Genomic DNA, 22056 nt, shown 5'->3' with positions numbered 1-22056 from the left:
GTATTCATGCAATGTGGGCATATACCCGAGTTTCAATAGCCCGGTAAAAAATCCCGCGAAAAAAGCAGACTGATCGGGCGAGATGAACTTTGCGCCACTGTCTATCCTCACAACCCTGGCAAGTGAAAACCACGAAGGCGCGACGTTTCGCGCCAATCTTGAGGAGACAGGCATGGCTATCGTTAAGAAAGCATCGGCCCATTGGGAAGGTGATCTGAAAACCGGCATCGGCTCGATTTCCACAGAAACCGGCGTGCTCCGGGAAGCTCCCTATGGCTTCAAGGCGCGCTTCGAGGGCGGTCGGGGCACCAACCCGGAAGAGTTGATCGGCGCGGCCCACGCCGGCTGTTTCTCCATGGCGTTTTCCATGATTCTCGGTGATGCCGGCCTGAAGGCCGATAGCATCGACACCCAGGCAGAAGTCACTCTGGATCAAGTGGACGGCGGTTTTGCGATCACCGCAGTGAAATTGATTCTGAAAGCGAAAATCCCCGGGGCGACGCAGGCGCAGTTCGAAGAACTCAGCAACAAGGCCAAAGAGGGCTGCCCGGTATCCAAAGTGCTGAATGCGAAGATCAGCCTGGAGGCAACATTGGTCGGCTAGATTTTAATTGAAACGAAAAGATCGCAGCCTTGCGCAACCTGCCGGGATCATTTGGCAAAAGGTGCTCAAGGCTGCGATCTTTTTTGCGTCGCGACAGACTCGCCCGCTAAAACTGTGGTCGAATAAATGACAGCAGCGAAAACCACGATTGTGCGTGCTGCCTCAAAGGAGCTTCAACCATGAAACGTTTTGCCTTGGCGGTTATCTGTTGCGCACTGGCCACTTCGGCCTTGGCGGCACCGAAACCCTGCGAAGAGCTCAAGTCCGAGATCGAAGCCAAGATCCAGGCCAGCGGCGTATCTTCCTACACGCTTGAAATCGTCACCAACGACGAGGTCCATGACCAGAACATGGTTGTGGGTTCGTGCGAAAACGGCACCAAGAAAATCATCTACCAGAAAAACGACCGCTGACCGCTCACATCAGGCAGTAGGATTCCCGGTCTTCAGCAACGATTTCGCGCTTGGCATTGTACAGCCGGGCACCGGGGGTAAAGGCGATGGAACGGCCTTCGAGCACATAACGCTGACCGGCTTCGAAATGATCGTAATTGATGGTCAGGTAGCACAGCCGTTCCGAGGGGCCGCCCATCATGCCCAATCCGCCACCGGGTACTTCAAAGTCGAAACGCACGATCAGTTCATGGCTTCCCGGCGTGACCTCGAAAAAACGCCCGTCACGCAGGCGTTGTTTATCCAGTCGTTCGGCCATCAACAATTTGTCGTTAGGGAAGGGCGTCGAAAACTCTACCCAGGCCATTTGTGGATTGGGTGTCGGCATCGGGCTTTGGCAGCCCGCGACAACACTGGCTGCGAGTAACAGCATCAACCTGCGCATGATGGATGTCCCAAGGGATATGCATCCAGCATAACGCCGATCAGGTGTGTTGACAGCCTGCCGGTGTGCCTTGGCCAATCACTTTGCGCTGTTGATCGTAGAGTTTCGCCCAAGGCCGAAAACCGATGTTCCCCGCCTGTAGTTGATAACGCTCACCCGCGTTGAAGTCGCTGAATTTCACGCTCAACTGACAATCGCGCCACAACGGCTCGGCGTCCGGGCCGATATTGGTGGGCTGGACCGCGAATTGGTAGCGGACCGTCAACTCATGGCTACCGGGATGAACCTGGAAATAGCGTTTATCGTCAGTGATTTTGTCATCGACCTCCAGCGCCTGCAGCGCCGTATCTTCCTGCTTCGAATCAAGGTCGATCCAGGCTTGCGCAGGATCATGGCGGGGTATTCCGAAACCAGCACAGCCGGCCAGCATCAGCAGGCCTCCTGACAGTATCAACATGCGCATAGCGGAGCTCCAGTCTGGCGGGATAGTCTTGTGGAAAGACTCTCCAAGGAAGAATTATTGTGATCAGGCCGCTTCCTAGCCTTGGGTTACTTGATCGCGTTTTTCGCGTTTTGTTTCCGAGCCTGTTGTTTTTGTTGCTCAACGGCTGCACCAGCACCGGCTATTACAGCCAACTGGCCAGCGGCCAACTGCAGTTGCTGCGGGCCAGGGAGCCTGTTTCCAGCGTGATTGCCGACCCGGCGCGCGATCAAAAACTGCGCACACACCTGGAGCAATCGCAAAAGGCCCGAACCTTCGCCAGCCAGCAATTGCACCTGCCGGATAACCAGAGCTACCGCCTGTACGCGGACATTGGGCGTCCCTTCGTCGTCTGGAATGTCTTCGCCACACCGGAATTTTCCCTCAAGCCCGTAAACCACTGCTTCCCCATCGCCGGTTGTGTTGCTTATCGCGGTTACTACAGCCAAAGCGCAGCCCGCGGTGCAGCGGCTTTGCAACGCTTGCAAGGCATGGACGTGTCGATTGGCGGCGTCGAGGCCTATTCGACACTTGGCTGGTTCAACGACCCGATCATCAGTTCGATGATGGGCTGGGGGGATGAGCGACTGGCCACGCTGATCTTTCACGAGCTCGCCCATCAGCGTTTCTATGTGAAGGACGACACGGAGTTCAACGAATCCTTCGCCACCTTCGTCGAGCAGGAAGGTACTCGCCAATGGCGCGCCTACCGCCACATGCCACCGGATAACAATGCGCAGGTACGTCAGCGCTACCAGTTCACTGAGTTGGTACTCAAGACCCGCACCCGACTGGAAAAGCTCTACACCTTGCCGTTGCCAACCGAACAAATGCGCCAGCGCAAGGCGGCCGAGTTCGAACGCTTGCGCAGCGAATACCGGCAATTGCGTGACAGTCAGTGGGCCGCAGACAAACGCTACGACGCGTGGATCCATGCCCCCATGAACAACGCCCGGTTATTGCCGTTTGGTTTGTACGACCAATGGGTGCCGGCTTTTGCCGCGCTGTTCCATCAGGAGGGTGGCGACTGGCTCAAATTTTACACCGCCGTGGAAAAGCTCGGCGCCTTGCCGACGGGCGAGCGCAAGGCCGCGCTGAAAGTGTTGGCTGGCGGGGTCGATCAACCAAAGAACCAGTAGCAAACCCCGATAGCCCCCAGCACCCCGGCAAGCTCCGCCAGCAATGCGCAGCCAACCGCATGGCGTGCGCGCTGGATGCCCACGGCACCGAAGTACACCGCCAGCACATAGAACGTCGTTTCGGTACTGCCCTGGATTGTTGCTGCCACCAGCGCCGGGAAGCTGTCCACGCCCGAGGTCTTCATGGTTTCAATCAGCATCGCCCGGGCGGCGCTTCCCGAGAAGGGTTTGACCATCGCCGTCGGCAGCGCATCGACGAAACGCGTGTCCCAACCGGCCCATTCCACCAGATGACGGATCCCGTCCAGACCGAAGTCCAGTGCCCCGGATGCCCGCAGGACACCCACCGCGCAGAGCATCGCCACCAGGTAGGGCAGCAAGTTCTTGGCGACATCGAAACCCTCTTTGGCACCTTCAACGAAGGCCTCGTAGACCTTCACTTGGCGCAGCGCGCCAATCACTAAAAACAGCATGATCAGGCCAAACAGCGTCAGGTTGCCGAGGATCGATGACAGGCCGGCCAGAGCGGTCGCCGAAAGGGTCGCCAGCAACGCCATGAAGCCACCGAGGGCTAGGGCGCCGGGGATCAGGTAGGCCAGCACCACGGGGTCCCAGACGCGCAGGCGCTGCATGAACGCCACCGACAGGAAGCCGACAATGGTCGAGCAACTGGTCGCCAGCAGGATCGGCAGGAACACCAACGTCGGGTCCGGCGCACCTTGCTGGGCGCGATACATGAAGATGGTCACCGGCAGCAGGGTCAGCGAGGAGGCGTTGAGCACCAGGAACAGGATCTGTGCATTGCTGGCGACGGTAGCGCTGGGGTTGAGTTCCTGCAGTGCCTTCATGGCCTTGAGGCCGATCGGTGTGGCAGCGTTGTCCAGGCCCAGGCCGTTGGCCGCGAAGTTAAGGGTGATCAGGCCGATGGCTGGATGACCCGGCGGGACTTCAGGCATCAGGCGCAAAAACAGTGGCCCCAGAGCCCTTGCCAGCCATTCGACGATCCCGGCCTTCTCGGCAATTCGCAGAAAACCCAGCCAGAGGGTGAGGGTGCCGAACAGCAGCACCATGACTTCGACCGACAGCTTGGCCATGGCAAAAATGCTTTCCACCATCGCCGCGAATATCCCGGCGTTGCCACCGATCAGCCACTGGGCCAGCGCCGATACAGCTGCCACGATGAAGAAGCCAAGCCACAGGCCATTGAGCATCAGTCAAATCCCCCCAAAAGATCCGCGAATGATAGCGGGGTAGCCAGAAACGACAAACCCCGGATTTCTCCGGGGTTTGTTGTAGGAGCGAGCTTGCTCGCGATGGACGTCAATGATGATGCGGGCATTCTGGATAAGCCCGGTGCCCCTGCCACCATCGCGAGCAAGCTCGCTCCCGCAGGTTTTGCATCAATTGCTGGAGGTTTCACCAACCGGCAGCTTCTCTTTGCTGCGCCAGTGCGGCAGGGAGTTCCAGTAGCGCTGGCCCTTGGCGTCGTCGTACATGCCTTCCCAACGAGCGATAACCAGAACGGCCAGGGCGTTGCCGATCACGTTCAGTGCGGTACGAGCCATGTCCATGACGCGGTCGACACCAGCGATGAACGCCAGGCCTTCCAGAGGAATACCGACGCTGCCCAGGGTGGCCAGCAGTACCACGAAGGACACACCCGGTACGCCGGCGATGCCTTTGGAGGTGACCATCAACGTCAGTACCAGCAGCAGTTGCTGGCTGATCGACAGGTCGATGCCATACAGCTGGGCAATGAAGATCGCCGCGATGCTTTGGTACAGGGTCGAACCGTCGAGGTTGAACGAGTAACCGGTCGGCACCACGAAACTGCAAATGGCTTTCGGCGCGCCGTAGGCTTCCATCTTCTCGATCACGCGCGGCAGCACGGTTTCGGAGCTGGCGGTGGAGTAGGCCAGTACCAGCTCATCCTTGAAGATGCGCATCAGCTTGATCACAGAGAAGCCGAACAGGCGAGCGATCAGACCCAGGATTACGAAAGCGAAGAAGGCGATGGCGACGTAAACCAGGATCACCAGCTTGGCCAGCGGTATCAGCGACGCGAAGCCGAAGTTGGCAACGGTCACCGCGATCAGTGCGAACACGCCGATCGGGGCGTAGTTCATGATCATGTGAGTGACCTTGAACATGCTTTCCGATACGCCCTGGAACATCTTCACCAGCGGCTCGCGCAGGTCCGCCTGCAGGCTCGACAAACCGAGACCGAACAAAACAGAGAAGAAGATGATCGGCAGCATTTCGCCGCGAACCATGGCCGCGAAGATGTTCGACGGGATCAGGTTGAGGATGGTTTCGATGAACGCATGTTCATGCTGAACCTCGGCCGCCGTGGCCTGGTACTTGGAAATGTCCACAGTGCCCAGGGTGCTCATGTCGATGCCGGCACCCGGATGGAACAGGTTGGCCAGCAGCAGGCCGACCACGATGGCGATGGTGGTGACGATTTCGAAGTAGATGATGGTCTTGAAGCCGATGCGCCCCAGCTTCTTGGCGTCACCGACGCCGGCAATGCCGACGATCAAAGAGGAAATGACGATCGGGATCACGATCATCTTGATCAGACGGATAAAGATATCGCCTGCCGGTTGCAGGACGTTGCTGATCCACCAGGCTTTTTCGGCACTGAAATGGTTGAGCAGCGCACCGATTGCAATCCCCAATACCAGACCGATGAGGATCTGCCAGGCGAGGCTAAGCTTTGCCTTCTTCATATCTTTACCCTTACTTGTTGTTTGACTCAGGGAGATGCGCGAACTGGAACGCTTGTGGCGAAAAAGTCCAGTGCATCTGCCCCCCGTATAAGGTGCCCCGGAACGCGTGTTTACGGCTCTCTGGCAGGCGAAAAAAGGCGCAACTATTCCGATGCAAGGAAGCGCCGTCTAATGCCGTAAACGCCTACCCCATGCCGAATCGGCATGAGGTTTTTTTACCGAAACGCGCGTCCCAACCGGTTCGAATACGACATTTCGGCAGGCATAAGTGCCGTGAACCGGCCATCACAGAGCAGATTGAGTATTTTTCGAGCAGTGGCCGAGCGTTGATTTTTCAGCAAAATCGCGCAGGAGGAAGGGAAAAATCGCGGCCAAAGAAAGGTGATTTTTCTCGATATACGGTCGCAGATGAAACACCGGGAAAAGTATTTTCCGACGTAACACGGACAAGGACGGGATAACACTGATGAAATCGAGACGAGCGCTCTATTTCAATGTGTTGCTTGATCAAGCCCTTGGCAAGTCCGTCGAACCTTGGCGGTCCGGCGAACTTGCGCAGCAGCTTTTCCTGACCCGGCCCTTGCGCAGGTACTCCCTGTACCCGTAGGTCACTCCGCCCCTGAAACAGGCAGAACGTCCCGACCCCTTGGTCATGCGCCGGCCTTCCTCAGGTGGCGCAGGTGGAAAGAGGTGCTGTGGCCTCCTTCGTGTACAAATTCTGTCCGGTCAACAAGCCTGCATGGGCAGGTCAGGCATATCGGGGAAACGCCAGCCCGCATGCCATGGCACTACCGCCCAACAGCTGGGCGGCTGCCAAGTCTTGAACAACCCTTCTCATATCAGCCTCGACCGCGACGGCCCAAGAAGAAGGAGACAATGAACATCACCAGGAACACGACAAACAAAATCTTGGCGATACCCGTGGCGGTGCCCGCGATACCACCGAAGCCCAGTACAGCAGCGATGATGGCGATGATCAGGAATGTGATTGCCCAGCTCAACATGGTGATTCTCCTTACGCTTCTGTTTAAAGGTGCTGCGTTTCCCGGCGCATGGTGTGCGGCGGAAGTTTTGCCTAGAACACCCAACGTTCTTGATGACGTATCTCACCCACAGGCCCGGCCTGGTCGACATCCATCATGCGCATCGGGGGGCTATCGGCCTGACCGCTGCTGACAGCGCTGAAATGGGTTTGGGTCGGATGCGGAATCGACAAGCGTGGCGCTTCCGGCTGCTGGCTCTGCTCCCAGCGCAGAAACTGCTGGCCGCCGATCAGGGTGATCAACAGTGCCAGAACGGCAAACAACCCTTGCTGGATAGACACAGGCGAGAGGTGCAGGTGGGCGGCACGTTGACGGTTCATCCTGGAGCTCCTACCACTGGGGTCGGTATTCGATTGCGGGCGTTTGTTTTTGAATGCCCTGGTTAACCAGACAATTGCAGCCTGCATGCCAGCTTTTATTTTGAATAATTTCTTTTTATATCAATGCTTTATGAGCATAAAAAAATTCACTTCGCACGCATCCTGCACGATGCCTCTTGTTCAGTCGTGCGTATTGCACGATTGGTTTGAAGGAAGACGTAAATTTTTTGAATTGAGAGAAGGGCGCGGATGTCAGAAATACACGCTGGCCTTTGCAGGAAACCGGGCATCCATTTAAGACCCACGAAATTAACCGGCTAAGCGATACATGGGATGAAAGCTACCCTGCCATGACAGGAATGGCTCAGAATCAATCATGCAACATGCCCGATTTCTCCGAGACTAAATAACGATCATTCATTAAGGAGCGTAGGAAAATGGAGTCCGCCACTGAGCATCAAGGCCGCATTCTGCTGGTGGATGACGAATCCGCCATCCTGCGTACTTTCCGTTATTGCCTCGAAGACGAAGGCTACAGCGTGGCCACCGCCACCAGCGCCGCGCAGGCAGAAGCCCTGTTGCAACGGCAGGTTTTCGACCTGTGCTTCCTCGACTTGCGCCTGGGTGAAGACAACGGCCTCGATGTGCTGGCCCAGATGCGTATCCAGGCGCCCTGGATGCGGGTGGTGATCGTCACTGCGCACTCTGCCGTCGACACGGCGGTGGATGCGATTCAGGCTGGCGCCGCCGACTATCTGGTCAAACCGTGCAGCCCCGATCAATTGCGGCTGGCAACCGCCAAGCAACTGGAAGTGCGGCAATTGTCGGCGCGACTGGAAGCCCTGGAAGGCGAGGTACGCAAGCCCATGGATGGTCTGGACTCCCACAGCCCGGCCATGAAAGTGGTACTCGAAACCGCCCGCCAGGTTGCCACGACCGATGCCAATATCCTGATTCTGGGTGAATCCGGTACCGGCAAGGGCGAACTGTCCCAAGCCATTCACGGCTGGAGCAAACGCGCGAAGAAATCCTGCGTCACGATCAACTGCCCGTCGCTGACCGCCGAGCTCATGGAAAGCGAACTCTTCGGCCACAGCCGCGGCGCCTTCACCGGCGCCAGCGAAAGCACCTTGGGCCGAGTCAACCAAGCTGACGGCGGAACGCTGTTTCTCGACGAGATCGGCGACTTTCCCCTGACATTGCAGCCGAAGTTGCTGCGTTTTATTCAGGACAAGGAATATGAGCGCGTCGGTGATCCGGTGACCCGCCGTGCCGATGTGCGCATCCTTGCGGCCACCAACCTCAACCTTGAGGACATGGTGCGCGACGGTCGTTTCCGTGAAGACCTGCTCTATCGCCTGAATGTCATTACCTTGCACCTGCCACCGCTACGCGAACGCCGCGAAGATATTCTCAACCTGGCCGACCGTTTCCTGGCACGCTTCGTCAAGGAGTACGCCCGTCCCGCGCGCGTCTTCAGCGACGAGGCCCGGGAAGCACTGCTGGGCTATCGCTGGCCGGGCAACATCCGTGAACTGCGCAACGTGATCGAACGGGCGAGCATCATCTGTCCGCAGGAGCGGGTCGAGATCAGTCATCTGGGCATGGCTGAAACCCCGGTCAACAATGCGCCGCGCATCGGCGCGGCACTGAGCCTGGATGAGCTGGAGAAGGCCCACATCGGCGCGGTCCTCGCCACCGCCGACACCCTGGATCAAGCGGCGAAAACCCTGGGCATCGACGCCTCGACGCTGTACCGCAAACGCAAGCAGTACAACTTGTGAGCAATCGCCGATGAAACTGGCGATGAAATTGCGGACCCGGCTTTTCCTGAGCATCTCCGCACTGATCACCGTCGCGTTGCTCGGGCTCTTGCTCGGGCTGGTCAGCGTGATGCAGATGGCCGGCAGCCAGGAAGCACTGATCCGCAGTAACTTCATCACCCTGGACCTGGGGCTCAAGCTGCGTCAGACCCTGGGTGATCAACTGATCATCATGCTCAGCGAGAAGCCTGACTCCGCCGCTTTCGCTGCCTCGAAGCAGCGTTACTTCGAACTGCTGGAGGAGGGCATCGCCCAGGAGCCGGAGGAAACCGCAAGCGAGCACGGTTTCAGAAAAGCCAAGGCCGACTACGAGCGTTTTATCCAGGCTTATGAAGCGTCCCCGGACCCGTCGAAGGTGCTCAGCAGCCACGACAACCTGACGGAAAAATTCAATGCGCTACGCAATGGCCTGATCGCCGAGCACAAGCGCGCGCTTGATAACATCAGCGATACCGAGCGCCAGGCCCGGGAGCAGGCGCTGCTGTTTGCCGGGTTGCTTGGCCTGGTGGGGCTGGCGGTGCTGATCATCGGCTTCGTGACCGCACAAGCCATCGCCCGGCGTTTCGGGGAGCCCATCGAGGCCTTGGCCAAGGCGGCGGACAATATCGGCCAAGGCAATTTCGATGTCACCCTGCCGATTTCCTCGGCGGTGGAACTGAACCAGCTGACCCGGCGTTTCGGGATCATGGCCCAGGCGCTGCGTGAGCATCAGGCCACCAACGTAGATGAGCTGCTGGCCGGTCAGCAGCGCTTGCAGGCCGTGCTCGACAGCATCGACGACGGACTGCTGATGATCGACCGTCAGGGCCATCTGGAACACCTTAACCCTGTAGCCCAGCGTCAGTTGGGCTGGGAGTCCGATCGTCTGGGTCAGGGGCTGGGTACGGCGCTGGAGCGCCCCGAGCTCGATGAGCAGCTGCAACTGGTGCTGCGCGGCGGCACGCTGGAGCGGGCTCCGGAAGACTTGAGTGTCGAAGTCGATGGCGAGTCGAGACTGCTGACCTACAGCCTGACCCCGGTCAGCCATACCCAGGGCCATATTCTGGGTGCCGTGATGGTGCTGCATGACGTCACGGAGCAACGAGCGTTCGAACGGGTACGCAGCGAATTCGTATTGCGAGCCTCCCATGAATTACGCACACCGGTCACCGGCATGCACATGGCCTTCGGATTGTTCCGTGAGCGCGCTCACTTTGCCCCGGACTCCCGGGAAGCCGACCTGCTCGATACCGTGAACGAAGAGATGCAGCGGCTGATGCAGTTGATCAATGACCTGCTGAATTTCTCCCGTTACCAGAACGGTTTGCAGAAACTCACCCTGACGCCGTGTTCCATCGAGGCGTTGCTGGAACAGGCTCGGTCACGTTTTGCCACATCGGCCGAAGAGAAGGAAATCAATCTGCTGGTGGAAGTGCAGGGGCCGTTGCCGCGGTTGCAGGCCGATCAGCCACAACTGGAGCGGGTACTCGACAATTTGCTCGACAACGCCTTGCGTCACACCGGCTCCGGCGGGCGGATACGCTTGCAGGCCCGGCGTCACGGTGACCGGGTCATCATCAGTGTCGAGGACAACGGCGAAGGTATTGCCTACGGTCAGCAGGGGCGGATCTTCGAGCCCTTCGTGCAGGTTGGACGCAAGAAGGGTGGGGCCGGGCTCGGCCTGGCCTTGTGCAAGGAAATCGTGCAATTGCATGGCGGACGGATGGGTGTCTATTCACGACCGGGGCAAGGAACTCAGTTCTACATGACGCTGACCGTTTAGGTCACCCTCACGCTTCGTCATCCAGGCGCCGGCCGGCCCGACGCCGGCCCCGGGTAATCAATTCCGTGAACTGCACTGCGCTCAACGCGCGGGCGAACAGCCAGCCCTGGCCGAACTTCACGCCTTCACTGCACAGGAACGCGGCCTGGGCCTCATGTTCGATGCCCTCGGCAATCACCTTCAGGTGCAGCGACTGGGCCATATGAATGATATGCGGGGCCACGCCGCTGCTGGCGGCGTCATGGCCCAGCGCATCAATGAACGCCTTGTCGATTTTCAGGCAATCGACTGGCAGGGTTTGCAAATAGGCGAGGCTGCAATAGCCGGTGCCAAAATCATCGATCAACACCTGATGCCCGACATCCCGTAGCGCTTGCAGGTTTTCCCGGGCCACCACCACATCGACCAACCCGCGCTCGGTGACTTCAAAAGCAATTTGCCGCGCAGCGACGCGATGCAGGGTCAGCAGCCGCGCCATCACCTGGCCAATCCGCGGAACCATCACATCACACGCCGCGAGATTGACCGAGATGTACAGCTGCGGGTTCGCACGCAGCAACTGGCCGAGTTGCTCGAGCAGGCGCTGCAAGACGAAGTCCGTCATCTGGCGAATCTGCCCGGTGTTCTCCGCCATCGGAATGAACAGGTCGGGACTGGTCAGGGTACCGTCCGGCCTGCGCCAGCGCAGCAGTGCTTCTGCCCCGACACAGTTGCGGCTATCGAGGTCGAAGATCGGTTGGTACAGCACCTGCAACTCGCCACGGCGAATCGCGCCGGCCAGCTCGGCGTCCAACGACTGCCGTTGGCGCACCAGCAAAAACACCAGGAACCCAACGCATATGCCCAGCGCAAGGCTGGCCGGCAGCAACCACCACCAGACCGCCGGGATATGCATGCCGGTGCGCGGGCTGATCAACACCAATTGATATTCCGGGTTGTCGGTGGGCATCCGGTATATCAGGCGTGCCTGGGTGATCTGCAGCGCATCACGGTTTTTCGGTGGCCAGGCCTCGGCCGGCGGCCAGACCTGAGAAGCGCCCAGCACCGGAATCGCGCGCGCGCCATGGTCCAGGACCACCAGCAGGCTGCTGCCCGGCGACAGGTCGACCATATCGGTCAAATGCCCGCGAGAGGTCGCCACCCGGAAATTCCCGCGCCCGAGCATCAGCGCGGCACGGTTTTCATCGGGTTCAGTGGTGGTATTGAGCCAATAGCTGTAAGTCGGGCCTTTGATGTCTGGCGATCGACTCAGCGACAGCCCTTCCTGACGAGGGCGATTGGAGCAGATTCGTGAAGAGTCCATGTAGGCGGCTTCGTAGACGAAGCGATAATTGAACGTAACCTGTTGCAAGGTCGCGATCATTTCAGCATCGCAGCCGCGCAACGGTTGCGCTTCAAGGTCATCAAGGCTTTCACGCAGTTGCCCGAAGAGCTGTTCGAGACGGGCGAGGAAGCGTTCGCCCTGAGCATTCATTTCTTCGCTTTCGCTTTGCTCGACCTGGTGTATGGCGACGAACAGGCTGCCGGCCATCAATAATGTTGCGCTCAAGACAGTAGACATCAGCCCCAGGAACCAGGGGCGATGGAACCAACTACGGAAGGTCTCTCGAGCAGCAGTCATTGTGCAATATCCGATGTATTACCAATGAGTTATAGCTGCTGATTGGAAAAAAGCCCTGACCGTCGGGCGGGCGTCATTATTTTGTCTGGTTCAACACCCACAGTAGCGCGGCGGTTTGCGCATCCGGAGTGCCATCGAAACGCGCCGGACGGAAATGCATCTGAAATGCCGCTATCACATGTCGTGTCGCGACATCGAGCTCGCCGGTCTGTGGCGAGGCATAACCCAGGCGGGCCAACTGCGCCTGAAACCAACTGATGCTCGGCAACTGCTCGGCGAACAACATTTGCTGGCGCGCCACCGACTGTTCATTCGGCCAGATGCCCAAGCCTTCGGCGGCCAGACGCTTCCAGGGGAACAGCGGCCCCGGGTCCAGCTTGCGCAAGGGAGCAATATCACTATGGCCAATGATCTCGCGAGGTTTTATGCCGTGACGTTTGCTAATGTCCTTGAGCAACACGATCAACGACTGGACCTGGTCTTCGGTGTAGGGATACCACACGCGTCCGGTCGGGGTGTCCTCGAAGCCCGGGTTGACGATTTCGATACCGATGGAACTGGAATTCAGCCAGGTGCGGCCATTCCACTCACTCTCCCCGGCGTGCCAGGCCCGCACATTTTCATCCATCAGCTTGTAGATGGTGGCGCCCTTGTCGTCGCCGATCAGGTAATGGCTGCTGACCTCACCGTGGGTCAGCAATTGCAACGAACGCTCCAGCGAGGCATTGGTGTAATGCACCACCACAAATTGCACGCGGCTGTCGTAATTGGCCGAAGAGTGGCTGGTGTTGAAACGGGGGCCGCTGGCACAGCCGGCAAGCACAATCAGCGATAAGATCAGAGCAAAATATTTCATGGCGAAAGGCAGTACACGCAAGACAATAATGCAACAGTGTAACGTAATGCCTTGCGGGTGGACGGCAATCCCATCGAATTAAACAAAATGGAACAGATCACCGTCAGCTCGGTTCCACTCGGTTGCGGCCGGCATTTTTTGCGCGATACAGCGCCTGATCGGCTCTTTTAAGTACCTGATCGCTATGTTCACCCGGCCTGAACGCCGTCATTCCGATAGACACGGTAATGGTCACCGGCTCTCCCTTGAAGTGGAACGGACAGGCTTCGATGGAGGCCCGCAAGCTTTCCAGCATCTTCAGCCCCGCCGCCGGCACCGTGGATGGCATTAACAGCACAAACTCCTCGCCGCCAAACCGTGCAATGAAATCCGTTCCGCGCAGCCGCTTGCGCAACACGCTGGCGATGATTTTCAGCACTTTGTCACCGGCCAGATGCCCGTAGTTGTCATTGATGCGCTTGAAATGATCGAGGTCGAGCATGGCCAGCAACAGCGTGTTGCCATGTTGTTGCCATTGTGTGACTTCATGACCCAGGCGCTCGCTCCAGGCCGCGCGGTTGGGCAGCCCGGTCAACGGGTCGACCAATGCCTTCTGTCGTTGCTCTTCAAGGTGCTCGCGGTAACCCTGGGCCTCCTGCTCCATATGGGCGACCCGCTCGGCCAGGCTGTGCAGGCGCGCAGCGACCTCCTGCTCGCGCTCATCGCGCTGTTTCTGGTGCTGGTCCATGGTGCCCAGCAAGCCTTCGAGATGGTTTTCCAGTACGTGCTTGAGATCTTCCAGGTCCGCGGCTTCCTGCATGCTGCTTTGCAGGCCATCGACCTGTTCGCGGATCTGCGTGTCCATCTGTCGCGCAGCCGAACGGTTGTCGGCGTGTCCCGCGGTGGCGGCCTGCAAGTTGCTCTGGAACGATTCGAGACGCTCGTTCAGTCGTTGCAGATAGGCTTCGAACTCATGCTGGCCGCTGTCGGTAATGGCCAGCATCAATGTGGCGAAGTCGTCGAGAATCGGCAGCAATTCGTACCAGTTCAGACCGTTTTTCAGACGATCGCGCATGGATTCGGCTTGCGGACGATGACGCTCGGGCAGTGTCAGGTCGTCGAGCAGCCCCAGCAACGTGTCTTCGATGTGGCTGGCCACCGAGCTGTAGGAGGGCTCGGGGGAATCCGGAAGTGCGTAGAGAATGTCGTGTTCGGATGGCGCCTGATCGACGACGGCCACGTCCTGCATCGGAATCGGAGGTAAGGGCAAGCTATCGGGCGATGCTTGCGCGGTCAGCTCGTCGGGGTTCGCTTGCGACTCAGGTGATGTCGCGATGGTTTCCGGGATCGGTTTCTCGGCCGATTCGATTTCCGCCGCGGCTGCACTGGGTGGTTGAGGCTCCGCAGCCGGAGGCGCAAAAGCCACGGCTGGCTCGGTTGGCGCGAACTGGTCCTCGACTCGCTCAACAGCGGGTACCTCGCAGCTTGCCGCAGGGCTCTCGGCTACAGGGGCAGCCAGCGCAGGAGCAGCGGCCGTCGATGCCTCCGTCTCCTGCGCTTCACGACCGCCGAACAACCGCTGCAGCAAGCCCGGCCGGCCGTTCTCCGTTGGGGTCTCCAGCTGGCTCAGGGCCTTGCCCTGCAAGCCACTCAGCTCGCTGAGCAGCAAGGGCATCTCGCGCGCCTGACTGACCCGCGCATCCAGGTGCTTGGCGAAATTCTTGAGTGGCCGACTCACATCCCGTGGCAATGGCAATGTTTGCAGTTGCGTGACCAGCGCAGTCAAGGCGGCACTGGTCTGGTTGACTCGGGTTTCCCGACGCTGTTCGGAGTCGAGCACGGCTTTTTCCAGGCGTGGAATCAGCGCAGCCAGGCCGGCGTCCATGTCATCGGTACGCACGACTTCGCGCATTTCCTTCATGCATTGGTCAACGGCGCGGTCCGTACCTTCCGCTGCCAGGGTGCTGCGCACCAGCCCGCGACGCAGCAAGTCGAGCCGCGCGTCCCAGCGACGTTCGAGCTTTTCCTGTTGTTCGATGCTTTTGAGGTATTTCTCTTTCCAGCGCTGTGCTTCGTCGCTCATTCATGGGATCCGCGAGGGGCAGGACTCAACGCGGGCAATGCATCGGCCGTGAGCGAACCCGGCAAACGAATCTCTACCGCGACCGGCAGGTGATCGGAAATGGGCTGTGCCAGCACCTCAACCTTTTCCAGGGTCAGGCTCGGGCTCAGCAGGATATGGTCCAGGCAGCGCTGTGGGCGCCAGCTGGGAAACGTCGCTTCCAGTTGCGGCGCAAGCAGGCCGAGATCGCGCAACGGGGAATGTTGCAGCAGGTCACTGGCATGGGTGTTCATGTCGCCCATCAGCACCTGATGCTTGTAGTCGCCGATCAACTCGCGGATGTAGGCCAATTGCAGACTGCGTGCCCGGGCGCCCAACGCCAGGTGCATCATGACCACCACCAGCGCTTCCGGGCCTTCGCCGAACCGTACCAGAATGGCTCCGCGACCCTTTGGTCCCGGCAACGGATGATCCTCAATTGCCCACGGACGCAATCGGCTGAGCACGCCATTGCTGTGCTGGGCCAGGCGACCGAGATTACGATTGAGTTGTTGATACCAGTAGGGAAAGGCGCCGAGCTGGGCCAGGTGTTCGACCTGATTGACGTAACCTGATCGCAGGCTGCCGCCATCGGCCTCTTGCAAGGCGACCAGATCGAAGTCGCCTAGCAGATTGCCGATTTTCTGCAGGTTATCGGCACGCCCCGTGTGCGGCAGCAGGTGCTGCCAGCCCCGGGTCAGGTAATGCCGATAGCGCTCGGTACTGATACCGACCTGGATATTGAAACTGAGCAAGCGCAGACGACTGTCTGCGGGCAGGCCCGTGGATTCCAGATGATGCTCGTTGACCCGCGGATCATGCAGGCCAACGATGCGTTCAGTACCCCATCGGCGCATGGCAGTGACTGCCCTTAGTTGGCGGCAGCCTTGTTAGCCGCTCGCTCTTTGTCGATCAGTTTGTCGGCCAGTTGCAGGGCCTGTTCGGCACCGCCGGCAGAACCCACGTCGAAGCGATACTTGCCGTTGACGACCAGGGTTGGAACGCCGGAGATCTCATACTTCTTGGCCAGTTCACGGGCTTGAACAACCTGGCCCTTGATAGCAAAGGAGTCGAAGGTGGCCAGGAATTTATCCTTGTCTACGCCCTGGGTAGCCAGGAAGTCAGCCATGTCATTCTTGTCGATCAGCTTCATTTTTTTGTTCTGGATCGCGTCGAATACCGCGGCATGAACCTTATGCTCAACACCCATGGACTCAAGGGTCAAGAACATTTGGCCATGAGCATCCCAAGCTCCGCCGAACATGGCTGGAATACGCTTGAAATTCACATCGGATGGCAGTTTTTCAGCCCAAGGATTGATTGTCGGTTCAAAATGATAGCAATGCGGGCAGCCGTACCAGAACAGCTCCACCACTTCGATCTTGCCAGGCACGGCAACCGGAACCGGATTGGTCAGCTCGACATAAGGGGCGGCTGGGGCGTCGGCGGCCTGGGCAGTCATGCCAAACAGGCTGGCAGCGGCAAAAACGGCACTGATGATCAGATTACGCATGCTTTACTCCTGGACAAATTTTTTCGCCGCGCGCGATTGTTTTCAGACAGATCCTGGCGGGCTTGAGTTCTGTAGTGTAACGGCAGCGGCCACAAAAAAGGGCGGCCAAGGCCACCCTTTTTATACTTGCCGAGACGGATTAATCGAGCGTTAACGTTGCAGGCGATCAGCACGCCGTTCAACGCCCGATCCACCGGCCTTAGTGCAGGCCTTGAATGTAGCTGGACACCGCGGCGATGTCTTCGTCGCTCAGCTTCTTGGCAATGCTCTGCATCGGTTTGGTATCGCCGTCGTTGGTGCGGCCACCTTCTTCCTTGCGGAAATCGACCAGTTGCTTGCCGACGTATTGAGCGTGCTGTCCACCCAGGTGCGGGAAACCGGCAGCCGCGTTACCTGCGCCATTTGGCGAATGGCAACCGGTGCAGGCTGGCAGGCCCTTGGCCAGGTCACCACCACGGAACAGGGCCTCACCGCGAGCGACGATCTTCGGATCGGCGGCACCGACGCTGCCTTTCTGGCTGGCGAAGTAGGCAGAGATGTCCGCCAGGTCCTGATCGCTCAGGTTGGTCAGCAGGCCGGTCATTTCCAGAACGGTGCGCTTGCCCGACTTGATGTCGTGCAATTGCTTGGTCAGGTAGCGTTCACCCTGACCTGCCAGTTTCGGAAAGTTTGGCGCCATGCTGTTGCCATCCGGGCCGTGGCAAGCGCCACAGACGGCGGCTTTGGCCTGGCCGGCTTTTGCATCACCCGGTTGTACTGCCTCACCTGCAGCATGGGCCATGCCGGAGATGCCCACGGTCAACAGCAGACTCACGATCAATTTCTTCATCAGCTAATCCAACTACGGCTAAGGGTTAAGAGTTATGGACCGGGCTTACTCGCTCATCCAAAGGATGATGGCTTGGTAATCCTCGGCACTGCAGTCCATGCACAAACCACGCGGCGGCATCGCCTTGAAACCCTGGGTCACGTGTTGCACCAGCGTCTCCATACCTTTCGCCAACCTCGGCGTCCAAGCTTCCTGATCGCCTTTTTTCGGCGCCATGGGGAGTTGGCCGGAATGACAGGCACCACAAACACGGTTGTACACAGCTTCCGGATCCTGTGTAGCCTGAGCGCTGTAAAGCGGCATCAATACACCGGCAGCTAGCAGCCATTTCGTCATAAAACGACCTTTTCAGGGTTGAGAGCGAGCTGCGTTCTAGTGCGCAATCAAGGTCTGTCGCTCTCGTGAACTTCGTCCTACGCTGGGACAAAGCGCACACAAAATCTGCGGCATTATATACTGGCGTCACTGAAACGGAAGCGACACTGCTTGCCGCACCCATTCCTGGCGCCGCCCACATCGGAAATCCCATGCAACTCAAGAATCCCATCCTCGGTCTGTGCCAACAGTCCACCTTCATGCTCAGCGCCGCCAAAGTCGATCAATGTCCGGATGACGAGGGCTTCGAAGTCGCCTTCGCCGGGCGTTCCAACGCCGGCAAGTCGAGTGCCTTGAACACCCTGACCCACGCCAGCCTGGCGCGCACCTCGAAAACCCCGGGACGCACGCAGCTGTTGAACTTCTTCAAGCTAGACGATGAACGCCGTCTGGTCGACCTGCCGGGCTACGGTTATGCAAAAGTACCGATCCCGCTCAAGCAACACTGGCAGCGTCACCTGGAGGCATATCTGGGTGGTCGCGAGAGTTTGAAGGGTCTGATCCTGATGATGGACATCCGCCATCCGATGACCGATTTCGACCTGCTGATGCTCGACTGGGCCGTGGCTGCCGGGATGCCGATGCACATTCTGCTGACCAAAGCGGACAAGCTGACCTATGGCGCGGCCAAGAACACGCTGCTCAAGGTTCAGGCGGAAATCCGCAAGGGTTGGGGCGATCTGGTGACAATCCAGCTGTTTTCGGCCCCCAAACGCATGGGCCTGGAAGATGCCTACACCGTACTGGCTGGCTGGATGGAGCTGGCGGACAAGGGTGCCGAAGCAGAAGCTCAGTAAGTGCCGAAAACTGCCTGCGGCGCACGCAGGCAGTTTTCTCGGGGCAAAAAAAACCCCGGGCTTCATATGGGGAGGGAGAAGTTCCGGGGTTGAAGCTCTAGACCGCTAGGGCGGGGTCCAGATATCTGCCAACACTTAACACAACATAGGAGCATCGAAGGGCTTCACCAGCCATTCAGTAACTCTGAGTGGTGGTGCGCAAGATTAGTTCAGATTTTTTTCAGATAGCTTTGAAATTACTCTGATAGCCCTCCGGACCAAGCTGTTTTTTTGCGCCCTTCTGCCGCGGCACTATGCCGCAGCAGAACTCGACAATTTTCTGTAGGAGCGAGCTTGCTCGCGATGGAGTGTCAGACACATCGATTTCGACTGAAATTCCATCGCGAGCAAGCTCGCTCCTACAAGAAGGCTCAGTGAGCCTCATCCCAGTTATTTCCAACACCCACTTCGACCAGCAACGGCACATCCAGCTTCGCCGCCTCGCTCATGTGCACGCGAATTTCATCGCGAACCTGGTCGACCAGGTCTTCACGCACCTCGAGCACCAGTTCATCGTGCACCTGCAAGATGACTTTGGCGTCGAGGCCCGACGCGGTCAGCCAGTTATCCACCGCGACCATGGCTTTCTTGATGATGTCCGCAGCGGTGCCTTGCATCGGTGCGTTGATTGCCGTGCGCTCGGCAGCGGCGCGCTCTTGCGGCTTGTTGGAGTTGATGTCCGGCAGGTACAGGCGACGGCCGAAGAACGTCTCGACATAACCTTGCTCGGCGGCCTGGGCACGCGTGCGGTCCATGTACTGGCGAACGCCGGGGTACCGGGCGAAGTAGGTATCGATGTAGGCCTTGGCAGTCTTGGTGTCCACGCCGATGTCCTTGCCGAGCTTCTGCGCGCCCATGCCGTAGATCAGGCCGAAGTTGATCGCCTTGGCGCTGCGGCGCTGGTTGGAGGTCACTTCGGCCAGTTCGACCTTGAACACTTCGGCGGCGGTCGCGGTGTGTACGTCCAGGTTGTGGCGGAAGGCGTTCATCAGACCTTCATCCCGGGACAGGTGCGCCATGATCCGCAGTTCGATCTGCGAATAGTCCGCAGCCAGCAGCTTGTAACCGACCGGGGCCACGAAGGCCTGGCGGATGCGACGCCCTTCGGCGGTGCGCACCGGGATGTTCTGCAGGTTCGGATCGCTGGAGGACAGCCGCCCGGTGGACGCCACCGCCTGGTGATACGAAGTATGGATCCGCCCGGTACGCGGATTGATCTGCTCCGGCAGACGGTCGGTATAGGTGCTTTTCAGCTTGCTCATGGAGCGATATTCCATGAGCACTTTCGGCAATCGATAGTCGTCTTCTGCCAGTTTGGCCAGCACTTCTTCGGCGGTCGATGGCTGGCCCTTGGCGGTTTTCTTCAGTACCGGCAGGCCGAGCTTCTCGTAAAGGATCACGCCAAGTTGCTTGGGCGAACCGAGGTTGAATTCCTCGCCGGCAATCTCGAAGGCTTCACGCTCCAGCGCCACCATCTTGTCGCCCAGTTCGATACTTTGCACGCCCAGCAAGGCGGCGTCGACCAATGCGCCCTGGCGCTCGATACGCGCCAATACCGGCACCAACGGGATTTCGATGTCGGTCAGTACGCTGGCCAGGCTCGGAATAACCGAGAGTTTGTCGAACAGGGCATGGTGCAGACGCAAGGTGATATCTGCATCTTCGGCGGCGTAAGGCCCGGCCTGCTCCAGGGCGATCTGGTCGAACGTCAGCTGTTTCACGCCTTTGCCGGCGATGTCCTGGAAACTTACCGTGGTGTGGTCCAGATACTTCTGCGCCAGGCTGTCCATGTCATGGCGGGTGGCCGTGGAGTTGAGCACGTAGGACTCAAGCATGGTGTCGAAGGCGATGCCACGCACGGTAATGCCCTTGTCCTGATCGCCGCCGATGGCGCAGTTGGCCAGGATGTTCATGTCGAACTTGGCGTGTTGGCCGACCTTGAGCTTGTTCGGATCTTCCAGAATCGGCTTGAGCGCGCGCAGGACCGTGTCACGATCCAGTTGCTGCGGCACACCGATGTAGGAATGGGTCAACGGGATGTAGGCCGCTTCGTTAGCCTGAACCGCGAACGACAGGCCCACCAGTTGCGCCTGCTGCGCATCGATGCCGGTGGTTTCGGTGTCGAAGGCAAACAGTTTGGCGTTGTTCAGTTTTTCCAGCCAGGCATCGAACCGCGCTTGATCGAGGATGGTTTCATAGGCGGCTTCAGCAGCGACGGCCGGTGCTTCGGCCTCTGGTTCACTGAACAGATCGGCGGCCGGTGCTGGCTCGGCGGCAGCGCTCAGTTCCAGGCGTTTGGCGTCGCGATCAAGGTCGTTCAGCCAGCTCTTGAACTCCAGCAGGGAGTACAACTCGTAGAGTTTCGCAGGATCTTCCGCGCCCATTTTCAGGTCGTCGAGGCCAACGTCCAGTGGCACGTCAACCTTGATGGTCGCCAGCTGATAGGACAGGAAGGCCATTTCCTTGTGCTCTTCGAGCTTGGCCGGCAGGGTCTTGGCGCCGCGAATCGGCAGGGTCGGCACGATATCGAGTTGCGCATAGAGCTCGGTCAGACCGCCGTTCACACCGACCAGCAGACCGGAAGCCGTCTTCGGACCGATGCCTGGAACACCCGGAATGTTGTCGGAAGAATCGCCCATGAGCGCCAGATAATCGATGATCTGCTCCGGAGCGACGCCGAATTTCTCCTTCACGCCCTCCACGTCCATGCTGCTACCGGTCATGGTGTTGACCAAGGTAATGTGACCGTCGACCAGTTGCGCCATGTCCTTGTCACCGGTGGAGATGATCACCGGACGGTCCGCCGCCGCGCTGCTGCGAGCCAGGGTGCCGATCACGTCATCGGCCTCGACGCCTTCGACGCACAGCAGCGGGAAGCCCAGGGCGATCACGCTCTGGTGCAGCGGCTCGATCTGCACGCGCATATCGTCGGGCATGCTCGGACGGTTGGCCTTGTACTCGGCGAACATCTCATCGCGAAAAGTCCCACCCTTGGCGTCGAACACCACGGCGAACGGACTGTCCGGATATTGCTTGCGCAGGCTCTTGAGCATGTTCAGCACGCCCTTGACCGCACCGGTCGGCAGGCCTTTGGACGTGGTCAGCGGTGGCAGCGCGTGAAAGGCGCGGTACAGGTAAGAAGAACCGTCCACCAGGACGAGGGGGGCTTGGCTCATGAGCAGGATCAACCTTTTCGGCGGGTCCG

General features: G+C 59.1%; 20 protein-coding genes. 6 read left to right on the top strand and 14 right to left on the bottom strand.

Annotation, left to right across the window (positions count from 1 at the left end; all coding sequences use genetic code 11):
• Nucleotides 1-172 precede the first annotated feature (172 nt).
• Together PSJE_RS20105 and PSJE_RS20100 are read left to right on the top strand one after the other, a co-directional pair.
• Nucleotides 173-604, top strand: a complete 432-nt coding sequence (locus tag PSJE_RS20105) for an OsmC family protein (RefSeq protein ID WP_090452349.1) — start codon at nt 173-175, stop codon at nt 602-604.
• A gap of 179 nt (nt 605-783) precedes the next feature.
• Complete coding sequence (locus PSJE_RS20100; protein ID WP_090452347.1) at nt 784-1017, top strand: DUF1161 domain-containing protein; 234 nt, start codon at nt 784-786, stop codon at nt 1015-1017.
• 4 nt (nt 1018-1021) lie between these two features.
• Here PSJE_RS20100 and PSJE_RS20095 read toward each other — a convergent pair whose 3' ends face one another.
• Both PSJE_RS20095 and PSJE_RS20090 read right to left on the bottom strand, forming a co-directional pair.
• On the bottom strand, nt 1022-1441 hold the full coding sequence (locus PSJE_RS20095; protein WP_090452344.1) for a PA0061/PA0062 family lipoprotein: 420 nt from the start codon (nt 1439-1441) through the stop codon (nt 1022-1024).
• A 40-nt stretch (nt 1442-1481) separates the two neighbouring features.
• Nucleotides 1482-1904: a PA0061/PA0062 family lipoprotein gene (locus PSJE_RS20090; RefSeq protein WP_090452343.1), complete on the bottom strand. Its 423-nt coding sequence runs from the start codon at nt 1902-1904 to the stop codon at nt 1482-1484.
• Nucleotides 1905-1963: 59 nt separating this feature from the next.
• Between PSJE_RS20090 and PSJE_RS20085 the strand changes: the two genes are divergently transcribed.
• On the top strand, nt 1964-3061 hold the full coding sequence (locus PSJE_RS20085; RefSeq protein ID WP_090452341.1) for an aminopeptidase: 1098 nt from the start codon (nt 1964-1966) through the stop codon (nt 3059-3061).
• Here PSJE_RS20085 and PSJE_RS20080 read toward each other — a convergent pair.
• From PSJE_RS20080 to PSJE_RS20065, 4 genes are all read right to left on the bottom strand, one after another.
• Complete coding sequence (locus PSJE_RS20080) at nt 3043-4272, bottom strand: nucleoside recognition domain-containing protein (RefSeq protein ID WP_057712585.1); 1230 nt, start codon at nt 4270-4272, stop codon at nt 3043-3045. The two genes, PSJE_RS20085 and PSJE_RS20080, sit on opposite strands and share 19 nt — an antisense overlap.
• A 189-nt stretch (nt 4273-4461) precedes the next feature.
• Nucleotides 4462-5793, bottom strand: a complete 1332-nt coding sequence (gene gltP / locus PSJE_RS20075) for a glutamate/aspartate:proton symporter GltP (RefSeq protein WP_090452339.1) — start codon at nt 5791-5793, stop codon at nt 4462-4464.
• 839 nt (nt 5794-6632) lie between these two features.
• Nucleotides 6633-6797: a DUF1328 domain-containing protein gene (locus tag PSJE_RS20070; protein WP_090452337.1), complete on the bottom strand. Its 165-nt coding sequence runs from the start codon at nt 6795-6797 to the stop codon at nt 6633-6635.
• Between the two features lie 71 nt (nt 6798-6868).
• The gene (locus tag PSJE_RS20065) at nt 6869-7156 is read right to left on the bottom strand and encodes a hypothetical protein (RefSeq protein ID WP_057712587.1); all 288 of its coding nucleotides are present in this window, start codon (nt 7154-7156) and stop codon (nt 6869-6871) included.
• A 437-nt stretch (nt 7157-7593) separates the two neighbouring features.
• Between PSJE_RS20065 and algB the strand changes: the two genes are divergently transcribed.
• Entirely contained in the window at nt 7594-8940 is a 1347-nt protein-coding gene (algB, locus tag PSJE_RS20060; protein ID WP_057712588.1) for a sigma-54-dependent response regulator transcription factor AlgB, read from the top strand.
• A 10-nt stretch (nt 8941-8950) separates the two neighbouring features.
• Nucleotides 8951-10741 (top strand): KinB sensor domain-containing domain, encoded by a 1791-nt coding sequence (locus tag PSJE_RS20055; protein ID WP_090452335.1) that lies wholly within the window; start codon nt 8951-8953, stop codon nt 10739-10741.
• A 7-nt stretch (nt 10742-10748) separates the two neighbouring features.
• On the opposite strand, the gene PSJE_RS20050 is transcribed toward PSJE_RS20055, so the two are convergent.
• From PSJE_RS20050 to PSJE_RS20015, 7 genes are all read right to left on the bottom strand, one after another.
• Entirely contained in the window at nt 10749-12362 is a 1614-nt protein-coding gene (locus PSJE_RS20050; protein ID WP_057712590.1) for an EAL domain-containing protein, read from the bottom strand.
• 76 nt (nt 12363-12438) lie between these two features.
• On the bottom strand, nt 12439-13218 hold the full coding sequence (locus PSJE_RS20045) for an N-acetylmuramoyl-L-alanine amidase (RefSeq protein WP_057716533.1): 780 nt from the start codon (nt 13216-13218) through the stop codon (nt 12439-12441).
• A 103-nt stretch (nt 13219-13321) separates the two neighbouring features.
• Nucleotides 13322-15280: a GGDEF domain-containing protein gene (locus tag PSJE_RS20040; RefSeq protein WP_090452333.1), complete on the bottom strand. Its 1959-nt coding sequence runs from the start codon at nt 15278-15280 to the stop codon at nt 13322-13324.
• Nucleotides 15277-16155 (bottom strand): endonuclease/exonuclease/phosphatase family protein, encoded by an 879-nt coding sequence (locus tag PSJE_RS20035; RefSeq protein ID WP_057712592.1) that lies wholly within the window; start codon nt 16153-16155, stop codon nt 15277-15279. Before PSJE_RS20035 ends, PSJE_RS20040 begins: the two co-directional genes overlap by 4 nt.
• A 14-nt stretch (nt 16156-16169) precedes the next feature.
• On the bottom strand, nt 16170-16811 hold the full coding sequence (gene dsbA / locus PSJE_RS20030) for a thiol:disulfide interchange protein DsbA (RefSeq protein ID WP_090452332.1): 642 nt from the start codon (nt 16809-16811) through the stop codon (nt 16170-16172).
• Between the two features lie 199 nt (nt 16812-17010).
• On the bottom strand, nt 17011-17640 hold the full coding sequence (locus tag PSJE_RS20020) for a c-type cytochrome (protein ID WP_057712594.1): 630 nt from the start codon (nt 17638-17640) through the stop codon (nt 17011-17013).
• Between the two features lie 45 nt (nt 17641-17685).
• Nucleotides 17686-17976: a c-type cytochrome gene (locus PSJE_RS20015; RefSeq protein ID WP_008002190.1), complete on the bottom strand. Its 291-nt coding sequence runs from the start codon at nt 17974-17976 to the stop codon at nt 17686-17688.
• Nucleotides 17977-18167: 191 nt separating this feature from the next.
• Between PSJE_RS20015 and yihA the strand changes: the two genes are divergently transcribed.
• Nucleotides 18168-18812, top strand: coding sequence for a ribosome biogenesis GTP-binding protein YihA/YsxC (gene yihA, locus PSJE_RS20010; RefSeq protein WP_046042671.1), 645 nt, complete (start codon nt 18168-18170; stop codon nt 18810-18812).
• A 410-nt stretch (nt 18813-19222) separates the two neighbouring features.
• On the opposite strand, the gene polA is transcribed toward yihA, so the two are convergent.
• Nucleotides 19223-22027, bottom strand: a complete 2805-nt coding sequence (polA, locus tag PSJE_RS20005) for a DNA polymerase I (protein WP_090452331.1) — start codon at nt 22025-22027, stop codon at nt 19223-19225.
• Nucleotides 22028-22056 lie beyond the last annotated feature (29 nt).

The organism is Pseudomonas jessenii (assembly GCF_002236115.1).
Taxonomy (GTDB): Bacteria; Pseudomonadota; Gammaproteobacteria; order Pseudomonadales; family Pseudomonadaceae; genus Aquipseudomonas; species Aquipseudomonas jessenii.
The sequence above is the reverse complement of the archived record's forward strand: the minus strand, read 5'-3'. Positions and strand labels throughout refer to the sequence as shown.